We start from the raw sequence: 20,364 nt of genomic DNA on the forward strand, positions 1-20,364 counted from the left end.
GGCCCCGGGGATCGATCCCCGGGGCCCCGCCGTCGTCCAGGCGGCCAGCGCGTGACGCGCGGGCCGTCCGTCACCTGGCGGCGGTCACCAGCGCGGGCTCCTGCTCCGCGGGTCGGGGCTGCGGCTCGACCTCGATCCGCATCTGCGGAAGCCACTGCAGGGCGCGCGGCAGATACCAGTTCCACCGCCCGAGCAGGGTCATGAGGGACGGCACCAGGATCGTGCGCACGATCGTCGCGTCGAGGATCACCGCCGCCGCGAGCCCGAAGCCCATCTGAGCGAACTCCGCGAGGTCGCCCAGCGCGAAGCCAGCGAACACCGCGACCATGATGAGCGCGGCTCCCGTGATGAGCGACCCCGTCCTGCTGAGCCCGTGGACCACGGCTGCCCTGGTGGTGTCCCCGGCGTCGTGCCGCTCCTTGATGCGGGTGAGCAGGAACACGTGATAGTCCATCGAGAGCCCGAACAGGACGGCGAAGAGGAACAACGGGATCCAGGGAGCGATGGCGTCGGTCTGCGGCATGCCGAGCAGATCGGCCCCGACGCCCCACTGGAAGACCATCACCATCAGCCCGTACGCCGCGGCGGCGCTGAGGAGGTTCAGCATGATCGCGGTGGCCGGGATGACGATCGAGCGGAACGCCACGAGCAGCAGGACGAACGACGCCCCGAGCACCGCGAGGAGCACCCACGGCGTCGAGCTCGTCACGATGTCGGTGAAGTCGACCGACTCGGCCTGGTCCCCGCCGACGTAGGCCTCGAGCGCGGTGTCGTCGATGTGCGCGCGCAGGTCTCCGAGCGCCTGCTCCGCGCGCTCGTCGGCGCCGCCGTACACGTCCTTGGCGTCGATGAAGGCGGTGTCGCCGCGCCAGTCGATCGTCGCGTCCGTGTATGCGGGCGAGGCGTCGATCCACGCGGCGAGCTCCTCGACGGCGACCGCGTCGTCCGCTGCGCCCTCGATCGCGACCAGCGTGGTCTCCGACCCGTAGCCGAAGTCGTCGACGAGCACCTCCTGGGCGACCCGGAACTCGTTGTCCTCGGGCAGCGCCTCGAGGCCGGGGAACGCGAGCCGCATCGAGGCGGCGGGCACCGCGATGGCGATGAGGATCGCGAGGCCCGCGACGAGGCTCACGACGGGGCGCCCCGTCACGGTGCGGGCCACGCCTCGCCAGACCCGCGGCTCGCGGCCCGCGCGGGTGAGGGGCACGCGTCCCTTGTTGATCCGGTGCCCGAGCAGGCGCAGGACGGCCGGCAGCAGCGTGAGCGCGGTGACGACCGCCATGATCGCGGACAGCATCGCTCCCGCACCGAGGCTGCGCATGATCGTGCTGGGGACGATGAGCATCCCGGCGAGCGAGACCAGCACGGTCAGCCCGGAGAACAGGACGGCCCGGTTCGCGGTGGCGCCGGTCACGCCCACCGCGTCGAGCGGTGTGCGTCCGTGGGCGAGCTCCTCTCGGAAGCGTTGGACCGCGACGAGCGTGTAGTCCACGCCGAGCGCGAGCCCCATCATCGTGATCATGTTCACGATGAAGAAGGACAGGTCGAACGCGGAGCCGACGATCGCCGTCGCGCCGACCGCGGTCGTGATCGCGACGAGGCTGACGAGCAGCGGGATCCCCGCCGCGACGAGCGCGCCGAAGACGCCGATGAGGATGAGGATCGCGACCCCGATCCCGACCACCTCGCCGCGCACGAGCGTGTCCTCGGCAAGCCCGTCGAACATCGCCTCGCCGGTGAGCGGTCCGAAGCTCAGGAACTCGACGCCCTGTTCCTCGAGCGCGTCGGTCGCGGCGAGCAGGTCCTCGCCCGTGCGTTCCGGGTGATCGGCGGCCACCGTCACGCTCACCAGGAGGCTGGTGCCCGAGGCCGACGGCGCCGGCGAGATCTCTGCGGCGTCGACCCCGTCGACGCCGAGGGCCGCGGCGACGGCATCCTCGCCAGCACGCGCGAGCGCGTCGGCCGACGTGCCCTCGGAAGCGCTAACCACGATGGTCTCGGCCACGGGGCCGTCGTCGATGCCGCGTTCGCGCTGATCGATCTCGGCCGCGGTGTCGGAGTCGGTGGCGACGAGGTTGCTGTCGTCCTGGACGAGCGCGCTGCCGAGGCCTCCCGACAGCGCGATCGCGCCGCCCACGAGCAGCACCCACAAGGTGATGGTCAGCCATGGCCGGGCGGCCGAGGCGCGGGCGATGCGCCCGGTGAGTCCGATGTGCATGATGAAGCCCCCTCCAATGGGTGCGGCGCGCTGGTGCGGACCGCTGACTCCACGGTCGCGCCGGGCGGCCGCGCCCCACAGCCCGCGCGAGAGCGAACCGGGGCCCCCGTGCGAGGGGTTCGCGATCGCTCCGACTCGGGGAGGTCCCTGACGGATCCCCCGTACGGGGGAGGGCGGAACCACCGCGGGAGCCTGGCGATCCACGGGACGTACCGGGCACGATGGACGTATGGACGTCCTGCGCCGCTACTTCGCCGCCGCCTGGGAGGCGCGCACCTGGAACGCGGTGCTCTACCTCCTGCTCGGCCTGCCCGTGTCGATCCTGCTGTTCGTCTATGTCGTGACCGGTTATGCCGTCGGCGTCGGGCTCGCGGTCGTGTGGGTCGGGGTGCTCGTGCTCGTGGGGGTGCAGGCGTCGCTGCGCCCGCTCGGCGCGGTCGAACGCGGCATGGCCAACGGCCTGTTGGGGACGCAGGTGCGTGCGCCGTCGCCGCTGCGCGTGCCCGCCGATGCGGGGCGCGTCCGGATGGCCCTCGCGCCGTTCCACGATCAGTCGTCGTGGCGCGTCGTCGCGTGGATCGTGGCGCGGATCGTGCTCGGCCCGGTGGGCTTCGCGTTCGCGGTGGTCCAGCTCGTCGTGCCCGTCACGCTCGTCGCGTCCCTCGTCCTGGCCGTCGTCCAGCTGCTGGGGATGGCGGACGCGATCGGCATGCAGACGGACGATGCGCAGGCGGCGTCGGTGGTCGACACGGTCGCCTTCTGGGTCGCGGTCGGCTCCCCGGTGATCCTGCTCGTGCTGCCCATGCCTGGGTGGATCGTGCGCGGCACTGCGGAGCTGCATCGGCTGCTCGCGCGCTGGGCGCTCGGCCCGTGCGATCGGGAGCTCGCCGAGGCGGCGACCGAGCGCGCCGAGCTCGCCGAGGCGCAGCTGAGGATCGACCAGGAGCTGCACGACAGCATCGGGCACATGATCACCATGAACATCGTCCAGGCGGGCGCCGGCGCGCACGTGTTCGACTCGGACCCGGAGTTCGCGCGCCAGGCGCTGCGCAACATCGAGGAGCGCGGGCGCGCCGCGATGGGCGAGCTGGACCGCATCATCGCGCACCTGCGCGGGGACGAGGCCGCCGAGCGCGCGCCGCTTCCCACCTTGCGCGACATCACGGGCCTGGTCGAGACCTCGCGCCGAGGAGGCGCGGAGGTCACGGTCGACGTGGACGCGGACGACGTCCCGCCCGCGGTCGGGCGCACGGTGTTCGGCATCGTGCGGGAGGCCCTCACGAACGCCGCCAAGCATGCGCCAGGGGCGCCGATCGACGTGCGCGTCGCCACCGAGGACGATGCGGTGGGCGTCGCGGTCGTCAACGGCGCGGCCGTAGGGCCGCCGACGGCGACGCACTCGACCGGACGAGGGGTGAGCGGCATCCGTGACCGCGTGACCCTGCTCGGCGGGCGTACCCGCATCGGCGCCACGGGCGACGGCTTCGAGGTGGTCGCCCTCATCCCGCTCGGCGCGGACCTCGCCGAGGCAGGAGACCTGTCCTCCCCGTGGGCGGGCCTGCGTGAGAAGGTGGCCCCATGAGGATCGCCATCGTGGACGACGACCCGCTCGTGCGGATGGGCCTCAAGGCGATCCTCGGCTCGGAGGGCGGCTGGGACGTGGTCGGCGAGGCGGGCGACGGCGAGGCCGCCGTCGCGCTTGCGACGCGCGAGCGGCCCGACGTCCTCCTCATGGACATCCGGATGCCGGGGATCGACGGGCTCGAGGCGACGCGGCGCATCGTCTCCGCGGGCCTGCCCACCGCGGTCCTCGTGCTCACGACGTTCGAGCTCGACGAGTACGTCTTCGACGCGATGCGCGCGGGCGCAGCCGGCTTCGTGCTCAAGCGGGTCCCGCCCACCGAGCTCATCGAGGCCGTGCGCGTGGTGGCGGCGGGGGAGTCTCTGCTGTTCCCCGCGTCGACGCGGACGGTGATCGAGCGCTTCGCCGCTCGCGAGCCGGGCATCACGCTGCCCGAGCTCACCGAGCGCGAGCAGGAGGTGCTGCGCGCGCTCGCGAGGGGGAGGTCGAACGGCGAGATCGCCGCCGAGCTGTTCCTCGCGGTCGAGACCGTGAAGTCCCACGTCGCGTCGATCCTCACGAAGCTCGGCGTGCGCGACCGGACGCAGGCGGTGATCGCCGCGTACGAGAGCGGCTTCGTCGCGCCCGGGGAACCCACAGACTGACCTGACGGAAGGCCCCGGCCCGCGTCGTCGCGCGGGCCGGGGCCTTCCTGGTGAGCAGGGCGTCAGCTGTCGCGGTCGGCCCTGGCCTTGGCCTTGAGGCGCTTGACGGTCTTGTGCAGGGTGGTGTCGGCGTCGGTGAGCTTGGTGACCGATGCTGCGGGGCTGATGTGCTTGGCGGTGGAGATGGCGGTCTTGAGCCTGGTGCGCTGCGCGTCGGTGAGGTGGTGCTTGGCGAGCGAGCTGCGGTAGAACTTCACGGCGGTGGCGATGGTGCTCTTGAGCTCGCGGTAGGCGGTGCGCTTGGCGACGGCCTTCTTGGTCATCTTCGTGACCATGGTGGTCAGGCTCTTGGCTTCGGCGATGCGCTCGGTGGAGGTGCCGTCGGCGCGGATCTCCCTTGCGTCGGCGATGTGGTTCCTGAGGATCCTGAGCTGTCGGTCGGTGAGGAACTTCGTCAGGGCGCTGTCGCGCAGCTTCACTGCGGAGGCGATGGCGGCGGTGAGCTCGGCCTTCGGGTCCGCCGTGGTGGCGGAGGACGAGTCGTCGCTGCCCGAGTTGGAGCCGGAACCCGAGCCAGCCGCGTCGTCCGCGGGCGCCACGTAGGTCTCGACGGCGCCGATGTCGCAGGCGTTGCCGTCCGCGACCGCCTCGGCGCGCGAGACGCCGCGCTGGTCGAACTCCACCAGGAACGCCTCGTCCGACTCGAGGGCCGACTGGCACAGCTCGACCGGGATCGCGTCGACGAGCGGGCTGCTCGACGCGGGCAGGCGGGTCAGGGTGGTTCCGCCGTTGTCGGTCAGAGTGCCCAGCTGCGCGTCGAGACCCTCGCCGAGGTCTCCGTCGCCGCTCCACTCGAGCGTGCATGTGCCGTCCTCATCGAAGGTCATGGCGCTGGTGCTGCCCATGACGAGGCAGGCGTCGCCGGCGCCGCCGGTGATGACGCTCGCGACGAACGACAGGAGGCCTCCGGTGAAGACGTGGTCGGCCGAGGTGCCGGCCGTGTTGTCGGTGAGGGTCGAGAATCCCATCAGGATGTTCGCGTGCGAGTCGGTCGAGATCGCGCCGCCGGTTCCCGCGGCCGCGTTGCCGTCGAACGTGGAGGAGCCGATGGTGATCTGGTCGCCGGAGGACAGGATCGCTCCACCGTCGGTGGCCTCGTTGTGCGCGAACAGCGAGCGGTTCACCGTGAGGTCGCCGGGGGTGTAGATCGCGCCGCCACTCTCGCCTGCGATGTTGTCGACGAAGGTCGAGTCCTCGATCACGAGCGCGTCGCTGTTGGAGAAGATCGCCGCGCCGCTGCCTGTGGTCGAGTTGCCGGAGAAGACGGAGTTGCTGATCGTGACGGTGAAGTCAGAGGTGGGGTCGCTGTACACGGTGAGCCCTGAACCGCCGGGAAGCAAGAAGTACGAGTCGCTGTCGTAGGCGAACTCGTTGTCGCTGAACGTGCTGTCGGTGATGGTGACTCCACCGTCGCCGACGAGTGTGACGCCGGGACCGTTCACGGTGTCGGCCACAGTCAGGCCTTCGAACGCGATAGTGTCGTTGGACGCGATGAACAGTGCGGCCGAGCCGGTCCCGTCGAAGCCCGTGAGCGTGAGGTCCCTGATGACGAAGGCGGCGTCGAGGTTGGCCTCCTGGTGCGCGACGAGCGCTCCGCCCGCGAGGGTGCCGTCCCATGAGATCGTGTGGCCGTTGCCCTCGATGGTGAGGTCCTGGTTCCCCCAATAGTTCTGCGTGGTGCCAGGGACGGAGAAGTCGGCGAGCACGTTGATCGTGTCGGGCACGCCATTGGTCGACGCGGTCTCGAGCGCAGTAGTCCACGAGGCGGCGTCCGTGACGTCCAAGGTCGCGGCCGAGGCTGGAGCGGCGACCGCCGCGGTGGCGAGAGCGAGCAGGGTCGTCGTGCCGGTGACGGCGGTGACGCGGCCGAGGCCGCGGGTGTGCGCAGTTGAGCGCATGGAGATCCCCCAGATATCAGTGCGGCGCGCGTCCGGTCGCGTGCCGAGCGACACCTTAGCGAGTAGTGGACTCGTCCACAATGCGCACGGTGGCGTGTCTCGGAGGCCATGCCTGGGTATCTCGCGACGTGCGTTGCCCGACCCGGATACGACGACGGGGCTCGGTCCGCGCTGGTGGCGCGGGCCGAGCCCCGTGATCGTGGGCAGGGCGTCAGCTGTCGCGGTCTGCCCTGGCCTTGGCCCTGAGGCGCTTGACGGTCTTGTGCAGGGTGGTGTCGGCGTCGGTGAGCTTGGTGACCGATGCTGCGGGGCTGATGTGCTTGGCGGTGGAGATGGCGGTCTTGAGCCTGGTGCGCTGCGCGTCGGTGAGGTGGTGCTTGGCGAGCGAGCTGCGGTAGAACTTCACGGCGGTGGCGATGGTGCTCTTGAGCTCGCGGTAGGCGGTGCGCTTGGCGACGGCCTTCTTGGTCATCTTCGTGACCATGGTGGTCAGGCTCTTGGCTTCGGCGATGCGCTCGGTGGAGGTGCCGTCGGCGCGGATGTCGCGTGCGTCGGCGATGTGGTTCCTGAGGATCCTGAGCTGCCGGTCGGTGAGGAACTTCGTCAGGGCGCTGTCGCGCAGCTTCACGGCGGAGGCGATGGCGGCGGTGAGCTCGGCCTTCGGGTCCGCCGTGGTCGCGGAGGACGAGTGGGAGCCGCCCGAGCCGGAACCCGAACCGGAGCCCGAGCCGTCGCCCGCCGTGTCCACCGCGAGCTCGACGGCGCCGATGTCATTCGCGTCCCCCTGCGGGCGCGAGACGCCGCGCGCGTCGACCGCGATGCCGAACGTCGTCGGCGCCGCGTCGATGAGCGGGCTTCCCGCCAGGGGCAGCATGGTCGGCACGTCGCCGCCGTGCTTCGCGAGGCTTCCGAGGAGGGCGTCGATCCCGTTGCCGATGTCGCCGTCGCCCGACCAGTCGTCGGTGCACGTGCCGTCCGCGTCGAAGTTCGCTGCGGTGGTGGCGCCGCCGTTCGAGTCGTCGACCTTGCATACGTCGTCTCCGGTGTCCGAGGCGAAGGCGTTGCCGACCAGCTCGACGTCGGGTGCTGCGGCGCGGAGGTCGGTCACGTCGAACGTGCTCGTGTTGTCGGAGAACGTGTTGTGGAGCAGCGCGACGCGGGACTCGGAGGAGGCGACGATGACGCCGAGGCCGGTGCTGTTGCCGACGAACGTCGAGTTCGTGATGACGCGCTCCGACTCGTCGGCCGCGGCGAGCGAGAGCAGCTCGCTCCCGACTCCCGCGGAGTTGGACGCGAACGTGGAGGAGTCGATCTCCACGGGCCCTCCGGCCTGGATCAGGTTCGCGTCGAGGTGGTCGGTGAAGAGCGATCCGGTGATGGAGAGCGGATCGTCGGCGTCGGTCATCATGATCGCGTTGGCCGTGGGCGCGCCGTTGGCGGTGAAGGCGCTGCCCGCCACCGTGAGCGGGACCTCGGAGTAGATCGCCCCGCCCGTCGTGTCAGCGGTGTTGTCCTCGAACGTCGAGCTCTCGATGGTGAGGCTTCCCAGGCCACTGGCGTGGATCGCGCCGCCGCTCCCCGGCTGGGAGTTGGCGGTGTTCGACGTGTTGGAGGTGAACGTCGAGCCGGTCACCGTCGCGACCATGTTCTTCAGCTGAAGGGCCCCGAAGTTCTTCCCGTTCTGGTTCGCGAAGGTCGAGTCCGCGATCGTCACCTCGCCCGAGGCGCTCCGATAGGTCGTCATGATGGCCATCGACGTGGTGCTCGAGCCGGTGTAGTCGAACGTGGAGTCCGTGATCGTGGCGGTGCCGTCGACGTACATGAAGAACGGGCGCGAATCGTCGGCCTGGTGCACCGTGACGTTGTCGACGACGATCGCTCGTCGGGAGTCGAGCGAGAAGGCGTAGCCTCCGTCACTGCCGAAGCCGTCGATGGTGAGGTCGCGCATGGTGAGGTTGGCGTCGACCGAGTCGTACGCGTGGGCCTCGATGAACGCTCCGCGCCGCTGGCTGTCGTCCCACGTGACCGTGTGCCCCTGGCCATCGATCGTGAGGTCCTCGTCGAACTCGCTGTACCACGTGCCTCCCGGGGCGGAGAAGTCGGCCGTGATGACGATCGTGTCGGCGACGCCGTTGTCGATCGCGTCCTGCACCGCTTGGGCCCAGGTCGCGGCGTCGTAGGCCTCCAGAGGCTCGGTGGCTGCGGCAGTGGCCGGCGCCGCGACCGCCACCGCGGTCAGCGTCAGAAGAGTGGTGGTGCCTGCGGCGGCCGTCGCGCGGCGCAGGCGTGTATGAGGCGCGAAGTTGCGCATGTGAGTCCCCCCCGGGTGGTGGTCGAGCGCGCCGTCGGTGGCGCACCGCGTGTCACCCTAGCGAGATGTTGATGTGATCCACAATGCCCCTAGCAGGCGTGTCAGGGAATGCGGAGGAACACGTCCGCGTCATTGCCGCGGTGGGGCCGAGGACATGCTCCGCCGGTCTTGCGAACCTTCGCACCCTCCGGACTAGGCTGGGCCCGTCGAACCCCACCGCCGTGATTCGGCGTCCCCGACAGTAAAGGACCGACGATGGACCTGTACGAGTACCAGGCCCGTGATGTCTTCGAGAAGCACGGGGTCCCCGTGCTGCCGGGCATCGTGGCCACCACCCCCGCCGAGGCTCGCGCCGCGGCAGAAGAGCTCGGCGGCACCGTCGTCGTCAAGGCTCAGGTGAAGACGGGTGGCCGAGGCAAGGCGGGCGGCGTGAAGGTCGTCCACTCGCCCGAGGAGGCCGAGGCGGCCGCCGAGGCGATCCTCGGGATGGACATCAAGGGGCACACCGTCCACCGCGTGATGATCGCCGCGGGCGCGCGGATCGCTCAGGAGTTCTACTTCAGCGTCCTTCTGGACCGCGCCGAGCGCCGGTACCTCGCGATGTGCTCGTACGAGGGGGGCATGGAGATCGAGGAGCTCGCGGTCGAGCGACCCGAGGCGCTCGCGAGGGTCGCGGTCGATCCGATCGAGGGCATCGACAAGGCCAAGGCGCTCGAGATCGTCGCCGAGGCGCGCTTCCCCGAGCACCTTCACCACAAGGTCGCCGACGTCATCGTCCGCCTGTGGCACGTCTACCGGAACGAGGACGCGACCCTCGTCGAGGTCAACCCGCTCGTGCTCACGGACGACCACGAGGTGATCGCGCTCGACGGCAAGGTCACGCTCGACGAGAACGCGGACTTCCGCCACGAGGACCACGCCGCGCTCGTCGACAAGTCCGCGGAGAACCCGCTCGAGGCCAAGGCCAAGCACATGAACCTCAACTACGTGAAGCTCGACGGCTCCGTGGGGATCATCGGCAACGGTGCAGGGCTCGTGATGTCGACGCTCGACGTCGTCGCGTACGCGGGCGAGCGGTTCGGAGGCGTGAAGCCCGCGAACTTCCTCGACATCGGAGGCGGCGCCTCGGCCGAGGTGATGGCCAACGGGCTCGACGTGATCCTCCACGACGAGCAGGTCAGGAGCGTGTTCGTGAACGTCTTCGGCGGCATCACCTCATGCGTGGCGGTGGCCGACGGCATCGTCGGCGCGCTCGAGACGCTCGGCGACGAGGCGACCAAGCCGCTCGTCGTCCGGCTGGACGGCAACGCGGTCGAGGAGGGGCGCGCGATCCTCGCGCACGCCAACCACCCGCTCGTGACCATCGTCGAGACCATGGACGACGCCGCGGCCAAGGCCGCCGAGCTCGCCGCCTAAGGAGCGTACGCACATGGCAATCTTCCTCACCAAGCAGTCCAAGGTCATCGTCCAGGGCATGACCGGCTCCGAGGGCATGAAGCACACGCAGCGCATGCTCGCCTCCGGCACGAACATCGTCGGCGGCGTCAACCCGCGCAAGGCGGGCACCGAGGTCGAGTTCCCCGGCGACGTCACCGTCCCCGTGTTCGGCACGGTCGCCGAGGCGATGGCGGCCACGGGCGCCGACGTGTCGGTCCTGTTCGTGCCGCCGGCCTTCACCAAGTCGGCCGTCATGGAGGCCGTCGACGCGGGCATGCCGCTCGCCGTGATCATCACGGAGGGCGTGCCCGTCGCGGACACCGCCGAGTTCTTCACGTACGCGCAGGCCAAGGGCACGCGCCTCATCGGACCGAACTGCCCCGGCCTGATCACGCCCGGAGAGTCGAACGTCGGCATCACCCCGGCGTCGATCACGGGGCCTGGCCGCATCGGCCTCGTGTCCAAGTCGGGCACGCTGACCTACCAGATGCTCTTCGAGCTGCGCGAGATCGGCTTCTCCACCGCGGTCGGCATCGGCGGCGACCCGATCGTCGGCACCACCCACATCGACTGCCTCGAGGCCTTCCAGAACGACCCGGACACGGACGCGATCGTGATGATCGGCGAGATCGGCGGCGACGCCGAGGAGCGTGCGGCCGCCTACATCAAGGACCACGTGACCAAGCCCGTCGTGGGCTACGTCGCGGGCTTCGAGGCTCCCGAGGGCAAGACGATGGGCCACGCCGGCGCGATCGTGTCCGGCTCGGCCGGCACCGCCCAGGCGAAGAAGGAGGCGCTCGAGGCCGCGGGAGTGAAGGTCGGCAAGACGCCGTCGGAGACCGCGAGCCTCATGCGGGAGATCCTCAGCTAGCCCTTCGGCGACCGCGGGCGCGTGGCGTTCCGGGCAACCGGGACCCGCGCGGGCGACCATGGATGCCATGACCGCCTCCTCCCCGGGCTCCCGCGCGCCCCGCAGCCTCGCCGGCGACCTGCCCGGCTGGGCGAGCGGACTCGTGACGGGCGCCCTCGCCGCCGCGGTCTCCCTGCTCGTCGTGATCGCGCCCACGCTCGCCTCGCTCGCGACCGCGCCCGTGGACGGCACCGACACCGACTGGGGAGCGGGCATCGCGGTCGCGATGCGGATCTGGCTGCTCGGCATGGGCGTGCCCGCGGCGACCTCGCTCGGCACCTACTCCCTGGTGCCGCTGGGGCTGACGCTGCTGATCCTGGGGATCCTGGTCGCGACCGCGCAGCGCTTCCTGCTGCGCTCGTGGGACGCCGTGGGGCTCGCGGTCGCCGCGTTCGCGACGCTCGCGGGCTTCGTGGCCTCTTTTGCGTGGAGGGACGCGGACGATGCGTCCGACCTGGTCGTCAGGGCTGTCGTGGGTGCGCTGCTGCTCGGCGTGCCGGGAGTGTTCGCGGGAAGGGTGCGCGCGTACGGGCTGAGGATCGACGTCGTGGATCTGATCCCGCCGACGGTCCGCGCGGGCATCCGTGCGTCGCTGTCGTCGCTGTCGCTCGTCGTGGTGCTGGCTGCCGCGGCCGGCGCGGTCTCCGCGTTCAAGGGCGCGGGGACGATGGCCGCGACCGTCACCTCGCTCGACGCGGGTGCCGTCGGATCCGGCGTCCTCGCCCTCGCGCAGCTCGCCTACGTGCCGACGCTCGTGGTGTGGATGATGGCCTGGGTCGCGGGCGTGGGCTTCAGCGTCGGCGCAGGAACCGTGTACTCGCCGGGCACGGTCGAGAGCGGTGCTCTGCCGGAGCTGCCGCTGCTGGGCGCGCTGCCTCAGGGCTCCGGCGGGCTGCTCGTGTGGACGCCGTTGGCGCTGGTCGCGGTGGGCATCGCGGTGCGCCTCGTGCTGCGCCGCCGGATCGTCACATGGCGGGAGGAGCTCGTCGTGATGGGCGTCTCAGGCGTCGTCACGCTGCTCGTCGCCGCGGCGACGATGCGCCTCGCCACCGGCGCGGCCGGGCCCGGAAGGCTCGCGGAGGTGGGTCCGTCGGTGTGGGCGGCCGCGGCCGCGATCGCAGGGCTCACGCTCGCGGGTCACGCCCTGGTCGGGGGAGTGTTCGCGGGGCTGGCGGCGTGGAAGGGCAGGGGAGCCGGTGCGGATGAGACCGCCGACGAGCCTCAGCCCGCGGTCGGCAGCTCGACGCCGTAGCGGCTCAGCAGGTCCTCGTACGCCTGGTCGAACTCCGTCTGGCACTGCTGGCTCGCCGACGTCGTGATCGCGCGCGACTGGCACGCGTCGAGATCGCTGAGCGGCTCGAAGAGGATGAGCATCCCGATGGCGGACATCCCGCCGAACGCGCCGATGATCACGCCGATCACCGCGTTGGCGCGCGCCCACGTCCCGAGGTCGCCCGATCCCCGCGCGGCGAGGACCACGATGCCCACGAGCGCCGTCACCGGGCCGATCACGAGCGCGCCGAGCGTCCACGGGAACCCGAGCAGCAGGAGCATCGCGAGCCCGAGCACCAGGAAGCCGAGCGCGCGCGACCAGCGTGCGGCGGGGGTGAGCGGCGGCTGGGTGCTGGGATCGGGGTCGGGCACGGTGCTCCTCGGCTTCGGTAGGGACACCAGCATGCCGATAGGCTCGGGGGTGTGACAAACCGGGTGCCCGTTCAGAGGATCGTCGTGCTCGTCTCAGGGGCAGGCACCGTGATGCAGGCGCTGCTCGCGGCGACTCTCGACGAGGCCTACGGCGCGCGCATCGTGGCCGTCGTGTCGGACCGCGCGGACGCCGGCGGGCTCGCGTTCGCGCGGGAGACGGGCATCGCGACCGCGACGGTCAGCCCCCGGGACTTCCCCGACCGCGCCACGTGGGACGAGGCGCTCGCCCGCACGATCGGCTCGTTCGAGCCCGACCTCGTGATGTGTGCGGGCTTCATGCGCCTGCTGGGCGCCCCGGTGCTTGACCGCTGGCCGGGCCGCATCGTCAACACGCATCCCGCGCTGCTGCCGTCCTACCCGGGAGCGCACGCGGTGCGCGATGCGCTCGCGGGCGGCGCGAAGGTGACGGGGTGCACCGTGATGCTCGTCGACGCGGGCGTGGACACCGGGCCGATCCTGGCGCAGGCGGCGGTCGACGTGCGGGACAATGACACCGAGGAGTCGCTGCACGAGCGGATCAAGATGATCGAGCGAGGCCTGGTCGTGGACACGATCGGCCGGATGGTGCGCGACGGATGGACTCTCGAAGGCCGGGTCGCGAGGCTCGGACCCAGCTCGGACGACCAGCCCAAGGAGGCATGATGACGGACCGCCAGGACGTGCGCAGGGCACTGATCTCGGTGTACGACAAGACCGGCCTGGAGGACCTCGCCAAGGGCCTCGTCGCGGCGGGCGTGGAGATCGTCTCCACCGGCTCCACGGCGAAGCGGATCGCCGATGCGGGCGTCGCCGTCACGCCGGTGGACCAGGTCACCGGCTTCCCCGAGTGCCTCGACGGCCGCGTCAAGACGCTGCACCCTCGCATCCACGCGGGCATCCTCGCCGATCGCAGGCTCGAGGACCACCGCGCGCAGCTCGAGGACCTCGACATCGCGCCGTTCGACCTCGTGGTCGTCAACCTCTACCCGTTCGCCGCGACCGTGGCCGCCGGCGCCTCGCAGGACGACACGATCGAGCAGATCGACATCGGCGGCCCGTCGATGGTGCGCGCCGCCGCGAAGAACCACCCGTCGGTCGCCGTCGTGGTCGACCCGAGCGACTACGCGTCCGTCGCCGAGGCTGTGACCGGGGGCGGGTTCACGCTCGCCCAGCGCCAGGCGCTCGCGGCCAAGGCCTTCCGCCACACGGCCGAGTACGACATCCACGTCGCGTCGTGGATGGGCTCGGTCGTCGCGCCCGACACGGACGACGCGGGCAACCCGGGCTGGATCGCGGCCTCGTTCGAGCGCATCGGCTCGCTCCGCTACGGCGAGAACCCCCACCAGAGCGCCGCCGTCTACCGCGACCCGCTGGTCTCGGGTGGGCTCGCCCAGGCCGAGCAGCTGCACGGCAAGGAGATGAGCTTCAACAACTACGTGGATGCCGACGCCGCCGTGCGTGCCGCGTACGACCAGCCCGGGACCGCCGTCGCGGTCATCAAGCACGCGAACCCGTGCGGCATCGCGACGGGCAAGGACATCGCCGAGGCGCACCGTCGTGCGCACGCGACCGACCCGATCTCGGCGTTCGGCGGCGTGATCGCCGCGAACGACACGGTGACGGTCGAGGCGGCGAACCAGATCAAGGACATATTCACCGAGGTGGTCGTCGCCCCCGGCTTCGAGCCCGAGGCGCTCGAGATCCTCTCCCAGAAGAAGAACATCCGCCTGCTCAAGCTCGACAATGCGCCGCTGCCGCGCGAGTGGCGCCGCATCACCGGCGGCCTCCTGGTCCAGGCGACCGACCGCATCGACGCTCCCGGCGACGACGTCGCGGCGTGGGAGCAGGTCGCGGGCGGGCCCGTCTCGGATGAGCTGCTCGCGGACCTCGCGTTCGCGTGGCGGTCGTGCCGCGCGGTGAAGTCCAACGCGATCCTGCTGGCCAAGGACGGCGCGGCCGTCGGTATCGGCATGGGCCAGGTCAACCGCGTCGACTCGTGCCGCCTGGCCGTCGAGCGCGCCGGAGAGGACCGCGCGCGCGGCTCCGTCGCCGCCTCGGACGCGTTCTTCCCGTTCGCGGACGGCCTTCAGGTCCTGATCGACGCGGGAGTCACCGCGGTCGTCTCGCCTGGCGGCTCGGTGCGCGACGCCGAGGTCATCGCGGCCGCGAAGGACGCGGGCATCGCGCTGTTCCACACGGGCACCCGCCACTTCTTCCACTGACCGTCGCCTCCCATGAGCGCAGGCGAGACTCGAGGTTCCGCATGAGCTACCAGCAGCCCGACACCCCCAAGGTGATCGCGGTGGCCACGCTCGTCGGCATGGTCGGCGCGGTATGCCTGTCGCTCGTGCTCGGCGCGCGGGTCGCGGTGCTGCTGATGGCCGCCGCCTGCTTCGCAGGGGCCGCCGCCCGGATCGCGCTTCCCGTGGGGCGCGCGTTCGCGGTGCGCCGGCGCGCGATCGACGTCACGATCCTGGTCGTGTTCGGCGTCGGGCTCGCCTTCCTGGGGTTCACGGCGCCGCTGTGATCGCTGCCGCGTCGTCGTGATCCACGGCCCGCCGGGACGAACGGAAGGGGCCGGTCGCCTGGCGGCGACCGGCCCCTTCGTCGTTCCCGCTCAGCCCTCGACGGTCTCGACCGTCTCGTCCTCGATCGAGGCGTAGGCGAGGAGGTCCTCCTTGGGGCCGAACGCCCGGAAGAGGACGCCCGAGATCGCCGCGCCGATCAGCGGGGCGACCCAGAACAGCCACACCTGCTGGATCGCCCACAGGTCGGACCAGATCGCGGTGCCGGTAGCGCGCGCGGGGTTGAGCGCGCCGTTCGTGAACGGGATCGCGACCATCACGAGGAAGCCGACCGTGAGGCCGATCGCGAACGGGGCGAGGTGCGCGCCGGCGGCGTTCCTCGCCGAGGTCACGGACAGCACCACGGCCACGAGCAGGGCCGCGATGACGATCTCGATGATGCCGGCGGCCAGCACGCCGAACTCCGTGGGGGAGTGCTCGCCGTAGCCGTTGGAGGCCGAGCTGATGACCTCGCGCGTCGTGCCGAGCGAGTCGTACAGCGAGTTGGTCGCGATGAGCAGCGAGAACAGGCCCGCCGCGAGCGTCGCGCCGATCACCTGGGCGACGACGTACGGTGCGACGTCGCGTCCGCGCATGCGTCCCGACAGCCACACGCCCACCGTCACGGCGGGGTTGAGGTGCGCGCCCGAGATCCCGCCGAAGATGAACGCGGCGATCATGACGCCGAGCGCGAAGCCGAACGGCACCGCGATGGTGTCCCACCCGAGCACGCCCGAGAACAGCGCTGCGCCGACGCCCATGAAGACCAGGATGAAGGTGCCGACCGCCTCGGCGGCCATGCGTGCGACGATCGAGGGGCCGGACGCCGCCTCGACGGGGGCGTCGTCCTCGACCGGCGCATCGTCCATGGCAGGGGTGCTCGCCGCGTCGGGCGCCGGCACGGCGTCGCCGTCCGCGTCATCGAAGACCGGGGTGGTCTGGGGCTTGTCCATCTCAGGCTCGGTCATCTCGAGTCCCTTCACGTCCGTGGGCGCGCGTCTGCGTGTCACGTTCGATCTTGGCAGGTGAAGCGGCCCGTTGCAGGCTGGACGCTCCGGGGGCTGCCCGTCGATCCGGTGGGCTAGCCTTGGGGCATCGTTCCCGAGAAGCACGTGAGGTAGAGCGCATGGCGAAGATCAAGGTCGAGGGCAAGGTCGTCGAGCTCGACGGCGACGAGATGACGAGGATCATCTGGCAGTTCATCAAGGACCGCCTGATCCACCCGTATCTCGACGTGGACCTTGAGTACTACGACCTGGGCATCGAGTCGCGCGACGCGACCGACGACCAGATCACGATCGACGCCGCGAACGCCATCAAGGAGCACGGCGTCGGCGTCAAGTGCGCGACGATCACGCCCGACGAGGCGCGCGTCGAGGAGTTCGGGCTCAAGCGCATGTATGTGAGCCCCAACGGCACGATCCGCAACATCCTGGGCGGCGTCGTGTTCCGCGAGCCGATCATCATCTCCAACGTGCCTCGCCTGGTTCCGGGCTGGACCAAGCCGATCGTCATCGGCCGTCACGCTCACGGCGACCAGTACAAGGCCACGAACTTCAAGGTGCCCGGCGCGGGCAGGCTGACGGTCACGTTCACGCCCGAGGACGGCTCGGAGCCGATCGAGCACGTCGTCGCCAACTACGGCGAGGACGGCGGCGTCGCGATGGGCATGTACAACTTCAACAAGTCCATCGAGGACTTCGCCCGCGCGTCCTTCGCGTACGGCCTGCAGCGCGGCTACCCCGTGTACCTCTCCACGAAGAACACGATCCTCAAGGCCTACGACGGCCAGTTCAAGGACATCTTCGCCGACGTGTTCGAGAAGGAGTACAAGGCGCAGTTCGACGCCGCGGGCATCACGTACGAGCACCGCCTGATCGACGACATGGTCGCGGCCGCGATGAAGTGGGAGGGCGGCTACGTCTGGGCCTGCAAGAACTATGACGGCGACGTCCAGTCCGACACCGTCGCGCAGGGCTTCGGGTCGCTCGGCCTCATGACGTCCGTGCTCATGACCCCCGACGGCAAGACCGTCGAGGCGGAGGCCGCGCACGGCACCGTCACCCGGCACTTCCGCCAGCACCAGGCTGGCAAGCCCACGTCGACCAACCCGATCGCGTCGATCTTCGCGTGGACGGGCGGTCTCAAGCACCGCGGCAAGCTCGACGGCACGCCCGAGGTCACGGGCTTCGCCGAGACGCTCGAGGACGTCATCATCAAGTCCGTCGAGGGCGGCAGCATGACGAAGGACCTCGCGCTGCTGGTCGGTCCCGACCAGGAGTGGCAGACCACCGAGGAGTTCCTCGCGACCCTCGACGAGAATCTGGCCGCGCGCCTGGCGTAGGCTCTGCACCACAGTCATCACTCCATTCCCCGAGGAGTCACACCGCCGTGAATGCTGTCCCCGTCAACGTCACCGTCACCGGCGCCGCCGGTCAGATCGGCTACGCCCTGCTGTTCCGCATCGCCTCCGGGCAGATGCTCGGCCCGGACGTCCGCGTCCGGCTGCGGATGCTCGAGATCCCGCAGGGGGTGAAGGCAGCCGAGGGCACCGCGATGGAGCTCGAGGACTGCGCCTTCCCGCTGCTCGCGGGGATCGACATCTTCGACGATGCGAAGGCGGCCTTCGACGGCGTCAACGTCGGACTGCTCGTGGGCGCCCGCCCGCGCGGCGCCGGCATGGAGCGCGGAGACCTGCTCGCGGCGAACGGCGGCATCTTCGGACCGCAGGGCGAGGCGATCAACGCCGGAGCGGCGGACGACGTGCGCATCCTCGTGGTGGGCAACCCCGCGAACACGAATGCGCTGATCGCGTCCGCGCACGCGCCCGACGTGCCGGCGGACCGCTTCAACGCCATGATGCGGCTCGACCACAACCGGGCGCTCGCGCAGGTGTCGATGCGCGCCGCGACCCCGGTGCGCGAGATCGAGCGCGTGACGATCTGGGGCAACCACTCCGCGAAGCAGCACCCCGACCTCACGCATGCGCTGATCAGCGGGCGCCCCGCGCTCGACGTGATCGGCGACGAGGCCTGGGTGAAGGATGACTTCGTGCCCACCGTCGCCAAGCGTGGAGCGGCGATCATCGAAGCGCGCGGCGCATCGTCCGCCGCATCCGCGGCGAACGCCGCGATCTCGCATGTCCACGACTGGGTCCACGGCACGCCGGAGGGCGACTGGACCTCGGTCGCGATGCCCTCGGACGGCTCGTACGGCGTGCCGGCGGGGCTCGTGTCCTCGTTCCCGGCGGTCTCGCGCGACGGCTCGTGGGAGATCGTCCATGGTCTCGAGCTCGACGACTACACGCGGACGGGCATCGACACGTCGGTGGCCGAGCTCGTGGAGGAGCGCGACACGGTTCGCGCGCTGGGCCTCCTGCCGACCGCGAAGGTGTGACCGCCTTGCGGGCGTGACGCCTCGACAGCTGTGACGGGGGAGCCCTGGGCCGAGGTCTGGGGCTCCTTCGCATGCGGCGCGAGCTCGTGGCTGCCTGACCCGCTGCCCTCGTCGGGCCGGAGCGCCCTGGTGGGAGCTGAGGGTCGGATGCGGCGCGGATTCTGCATTCAGCTCCCACCAGGGCGCAGCGGAAGTGCGAGGGCCGAGCGCGGGGACGATGCGGTGGTCGGGTCGGGTCGGGTCGGGTCGGCGAGTGTCACGGAACGGTAACGGTTCACCGATTCGTCATTCTCAGGTCTTGCGGAACTTTCGTTAGTAACCTTTACTAACAAACATGACCACGGCGGACATCACCCCCACGGGGACCCAGGCGGACAGCCCGACGGCCCCTGCCCCGACCTCCGCCGCGCACGCGCCCACCGCGACCGCTCACGGAGCATCCTCCGCCGCGGCGACGCGGACCGAGCGTCGCACCGCGCTCGCCTCGACGGTCCGTCCCGGCGCCAGGGTCCGCCCCGAGCACGCACGCCGCCACAACAGGGCGCTCGTCCTCCAGGCGCTGTACCGCGCCGAGGGTCTCAGCCGTGCGGACCTCGCCCGCGAGGTGGGCCTCACCCGCGTCACCATCTCGGACCTCGTCGCCGACCTCATCGCGGAGGACCTTGTCGTGGAGCTCGGCGTGCGCGCCGACTCGCGCCCCGGCAAGCCCGCCACGCTCCTGGACATCAACCGCGCGGGCTTCGCGATCCTCGCGCTCGACCTGTCCAAGGACGCGGTGTTCCGCGGGATCGTCTCCGACCTCGACGGCACGGTGCTGCACCGCGAGGAGCTCGCAGTGGACGGCATCACGGGCGACGCGGCCGTCGAGGCCGCCGCACGCGTCCTCGACAGGCTCGTGGCCGCGGCGAAGGCCCCCGTGCTCGGAGTGGGCGTCGGATCGCCCGGCATCGTCGACATCGATGGAACCGTCCTGAACGCGCCCAACCTCGCGTGGTCGGACGTGCCCCTCCAGGCGATCCTCGCCGACCGCACGGGCCTGCCCGTCCAGGTCGCGAACGACGCGAACACCGCCGCGCTCGCCGAGCGCACCTTCGGCGGGGGAGAGGCCGACATGATGCTCGTCCGCGTCGGTCGAGGCGTCGGCGCGGGAATCGTCATCGGCGGCACGCTCGTGCAGGGCGCGGCCTCGGGCGCGGGCGAGATCGGCCACGTCGTCGTCGGCACCGACGGCGGCGACCGGTGCGCGTGCGGCAAGGACGGCTGCCTCGAGACCTGGCTCGCGATCCCGCGCCTCACGGAACGGCTCGACGCCGCAGCCGACGACGCCGCGCGCCGCGCGATCCTCGTGGAGGCCGGCGAGCGGCTCGGCATCTCACTCGCGCCCGTCGTGGGCGCCCTCGACTTGGGGGAGGTCGTCCTGAGCGGCCCCCTCGATGTGCTGGACGGACCGCTGCTCGACAGCGCCGTCCAGACGATCCGCAACCGCACGATGGCCAGTGTCCACGGCCACCTGTCGGTGCGGATGACGGCCCTGGGACGCGACATCGTCGTCCTGGGCGCGGCCGTCATGGTCCTCACGGGCCAGCTGGGGGTCTCCTGACCCTCCGCACCAAGGGACGTAGCCGACGGGGCTGCGGCCGGAACCAATGAGAAGGAACAGG

General features: G+C 70.9%; 16 protein-coding genes. 11 read left to right on the forward strand and 5 right to left on the reverse strand.

From position 1 onward, the window contains the following. Positions 1-70: 70 nt before the first annotated feature. Positions 71-2,218: an MMPL family transporter gene (locus tag AOP78_RS02010; RefSeq protein WP_062200838.1), complete on the reverse strand. Its 2,148-nt coding sequence runs from the start codon at positions 2,216-2,218 to the stop codon at positions 71-73. A gap of 229 nt (positions 2,219-2,447) precedes the next feature. Between AOP78_RS02010 and AOP78_RS02015 the strand changes: the two genes are divergently transcribed. Then, positions 2,448-3,800 carry a sensor histidine kinase gene (locus AOP78_RS02015; RefSeq protein ID WP_062200841.1) on the forward strand — a complete coding sequence of 451 codons (1,353 nt, stop codon included), beginning with the start codon at positions 2,448-2,450 and terminating at the stop codon, positions 3,798-3,800. Next, positions 3,797-4,444, forward strand: a complete 648-nt coding sequence (locus tag AOP78_RS02020; RefSeq protein ID WP_062200843.1) for a response regulator transcription factor — start codon at positions 3,797-3,799, stop codon at positions 4,442-4,444. Before AOP78_RS02015 ends, AOP78_RS02020 begins: the two co-directional genes overlap by 4 nt. 62 nt (positions 4,445-4,506) lie before the next feature. Here the strand turns inward: AOP78_RS02020 and AOP78_RS02025 are convergent, their stop codons facing one another. Continuing rightward, positions 4,507-6,402 (reverse strand): right-handed parallel beta-helix repeat-containing protein, encoded by a 1,896-nt coding sequence (locus AOP78_RS02025; protein WP_062200845.1) that lies wholly within the window; start codon positions 6,400-6,402, stop codon positions 4,507-4,509. A 211-nt stretch (positions 6,403-6,613) separates the two neighbouring features. Continuing rightward, complete coding sequence (locus AOP78_RS02030) at positions 6,614-8,713, reverse strand: right-handed parallel beta-helix repeat-containing protein (protein WP_062200848.1); 2,100 nt, start codon at positions 8,711-8,713, stop codon at positions 6,614-6,616. Between the two features lie 255 nt (positions 8,714-8,968). On the opposite strand from AOP78_RS02030, the gene sucC reads away from it, so the two are divergent. From sucC to AOP78_RS02045, 3 genes are all read left to right on the forward strand, one after another. Continuing rightward, entirely contained in the window at positions 8,969-10,129 is a 1,161-nt protein-coding gene (gene sucC / locus AOP78_RS02035) for an ADP-forming succinate--CoA ligase subunit beta (RefSeq protein WP_062200851.1), read from the forward strand. Between the two features lie 13 nt (positions 10,130-10,142). Beyond that, positions 10,143-11,021 (forward strand): succinate--CoA ligase subunit alpha, encoded by an 879-nt coding sequence (gene sucD / locus AOP78_RS02040; RefSeq protein WP_062200853.1) that lies wholly within the window; start codon positions 10,143-10,145, stop codon positions 11,019-11,021. A 67-nt stretch (positions 11,022-11,088) separates the two neighbouring features. Next, positions 11,089-12,312: a cell division protein PerM gene (locus AOP78_RS02045; RefSeq protein WP_062200855.1), complete on the forward strand. Its 1,224-nt coding sequence runs from the start codon at positions 11,089-11,091 to the stop codon at positions 12,310-12,312. Here AOP78_RS02045 and AOP78_RS02050 read toward each other — a convergent pair. Then, a complete protein-coding gene (locus tag AOP78_RS02050) occupies positions 12,282-12,704 on the reverse strand; it encodes a hypothetical protein (RefSeq protein ID WP_062200858.1) in 423 nt (140 codons plus the stop codon). The two genes, AOP78_RS02045 and AOP78_RS02050, sit on opposite strands and share 31 nt — an antisense overlap. A gap of 51 nt (positions 12,705-12,755) precedes the next feature. Here AOP78_RS02050 and purN point away from each other — a divergent pair, with 51 nt between their 5' ends. From purN to AOP78_RS02065, 3 genes are read left to right on the forward strand one after another with little or no spacing between them, the layout of a single operon-like run. Beyond that, a complete protein-coding gene (gene purN, locus AOP78_RS02055; RefSeq protein WP_062200860.1) occupies positions 12,756-13,406 on the forward strand; it encodes a phosphoribosylglycinamide formyltransferase in 651 nt (216 codons plus the stop codon). Beyond that, entirely contained in the window at positions 13,406-14,965 is a 1,560-nt protein-coding gene (purH, locus tag AOP78_RS02060) for a bifunctional phosphoribosylaminoimidazolecarboxamide formyltransferase/IMP cyclohydrolase (protein WP_062200863.1), read from the forward strand. The genes purN and purH overlap by 1 nt, the downstream gene beginning before the upstream one ends. Positions 14,966-15,006: 41 nt before the next feature. Continuing rightward, on the forward strand, positions 15,007-15,270 hold the full coding sequence (locus AOP78_RS02065) for a DUF3017 domain-containing protein (protein ID WP_062200866.1): 264 nt from the start codon (positions 15,007-15,009) through the stop codon (positions 15,268-15,270). Between the two features lie 90 nt (positions 15,271-15,360). Here the strand turns inward: AOP78_RS02065 and AOP78_RS02070 are convergent, their stop codons facing one another. After that, positions 15,361-16,275 carry an aquaporin gene (locus tag AOP78_RS02070; RefSeq protein ID WP_152659364.1) on the reverse strand — a complete coding sequence of 305 codons (915 nt, stop codon included), beginning with the start codon at positions 16,273-16,275 and terminating at the stop codon, positions 15,361-15,363. 158 nt (positions 16,276-16,433) lie between these two features. Between AOP78_RS02070 and AOP78_RS02075 the strand changes: the two genes are divergently transcribed. From AOP78_RS02075 to AOP78_RS02085, 3 genes are all read left to right on the forward strand, one after another. Continuing rightward, entirely contained in the window at positions 16,434-17,651 is a 1,218-nt protein-coding gene (locus tag AOP78_RS02075) for an NADP-dependent isocitrate dehydrogenase (protein ID WP_062200871.1), read from the forward strand. A gap of 47 nt (positions 17,652-17,698) precedes the next feature. Next, entirely contained in the window at positions 17,699-18,703 is a 1,005-nt protein-coding gene (locus AOP78_RS02080) for a malate dehydrogenase (protein WP_062200873.1), read from the forward strand. A gap of 334 nt (positions 18,704-19,037) precedes the next feature. Continuing rightward, positions 19,038-20,303 (forward strand): ROK family transcriptional regulator, encoded by a 1,266-nt coding sequence (locus AOP78_RS02085; RefSeq protein ID WP_083979699.1) that lies wholly within the window; start codon positions 19,038-19,040, stop codon positions 20,301-20,303. Positions 20,304-20,364: the final 61 nt, after the last annotated feature.

Source organism: Demequina salsinemoris (genome assembly GCF_000974805.1).
Classification (GTDB): Bacteria; Actinomycetota; Actinomycetes; order Actinomycetales; family Demequinaceae; genus Demequina; species Demequina salsinemoris.

Coding starts and splice junctions, on each gene's coding strand:
- AOP78_RS02020 (WP_062200843.1), top strand. CDS start 3,797: ATGAGGATCGCCATCGTGGACGACGACCCGCTCGTGCGGATGGGCCTC.
- sucC (WP_062200851.1), top strand. CDS start 8,969: ATGGACCTGTACGAGTACCAGGCCCGTGATGTCTTCGAGAAGCACGGG.
- AOP78_RS02015 (WP_062200841.1), top strand. CDS start 2,448: ATGGACGTCCTGCGCCGCTACTTCGCCGCCGCCTGGGAGGCGCGCACC.
- AOP78_RS02025 (WP_062200845.1), bottom strand. CDS start 6,402: ATGCGCTCAACTGCGCACACCCGCGGCCTCGGCCGCGTCACCGCCGTC.
- AOP78_RS02045 (WP_062200855.1), top strand. CDS start 11,089: ATGACCGCCTCCTCCCCGGGCTCCCGCGCGCCCCGCAGCCTCGCCGGC.
- AOP78_RS02030 (WP_062200848.1), bottom strand. CDS start 8,713: ATGCGCAACTTCGCGCCTCATACACGCCTGCGCCGCGCGACGGCCGCC.
- sucD (WP_062200853.1), top strand. CDS start 10,143: ATGGCAATCTTCCTCACCAAGCAGTCCAAGGTCATCGTCCAGGGCATG.
- AOP78_RS02065 (WP_062200866.1), top strand. CDS start 15,007: ATGAGCTACCAGCAGCCCGACACCCCCAAGGTGATCGCGGTGGCCACG.
- AOP78_RS02085 (WP_083979699.1), top strand. CDS start 19,038: ATGACCACGGCGGACATCACCCCCACGGGGACCCAGGCGGACAGCCCG.
- AOP78_RS02075 (WP_062200871.1), top strand. CDS start 16,434: ATGGCGAAGATCAAGGTCGAGGGCAAGGTCGTCGAGCTCGACGGCGAC.
- purH (WP_062200863.1), top strand. CDS start 13,406: ATGACGGACCGCCAGGACGTGCGCAGGGCACTGATCTCGGTGTACGAC.
- AOP78_RS02070 (WP_152659364.1), bottom strand. CDS start 16,275: ATGACCGAGCCTGAGATGGACAAGCCCCAGACCACCCCGGTCTTCGAT.
- AOP78_RS02010 (WP_062200838.1), bottom strand. CDS start 2,218: ATGCACATCGGACTCACCGGGCGCATCGCCCGCGCCTCGGCCGCCCGG.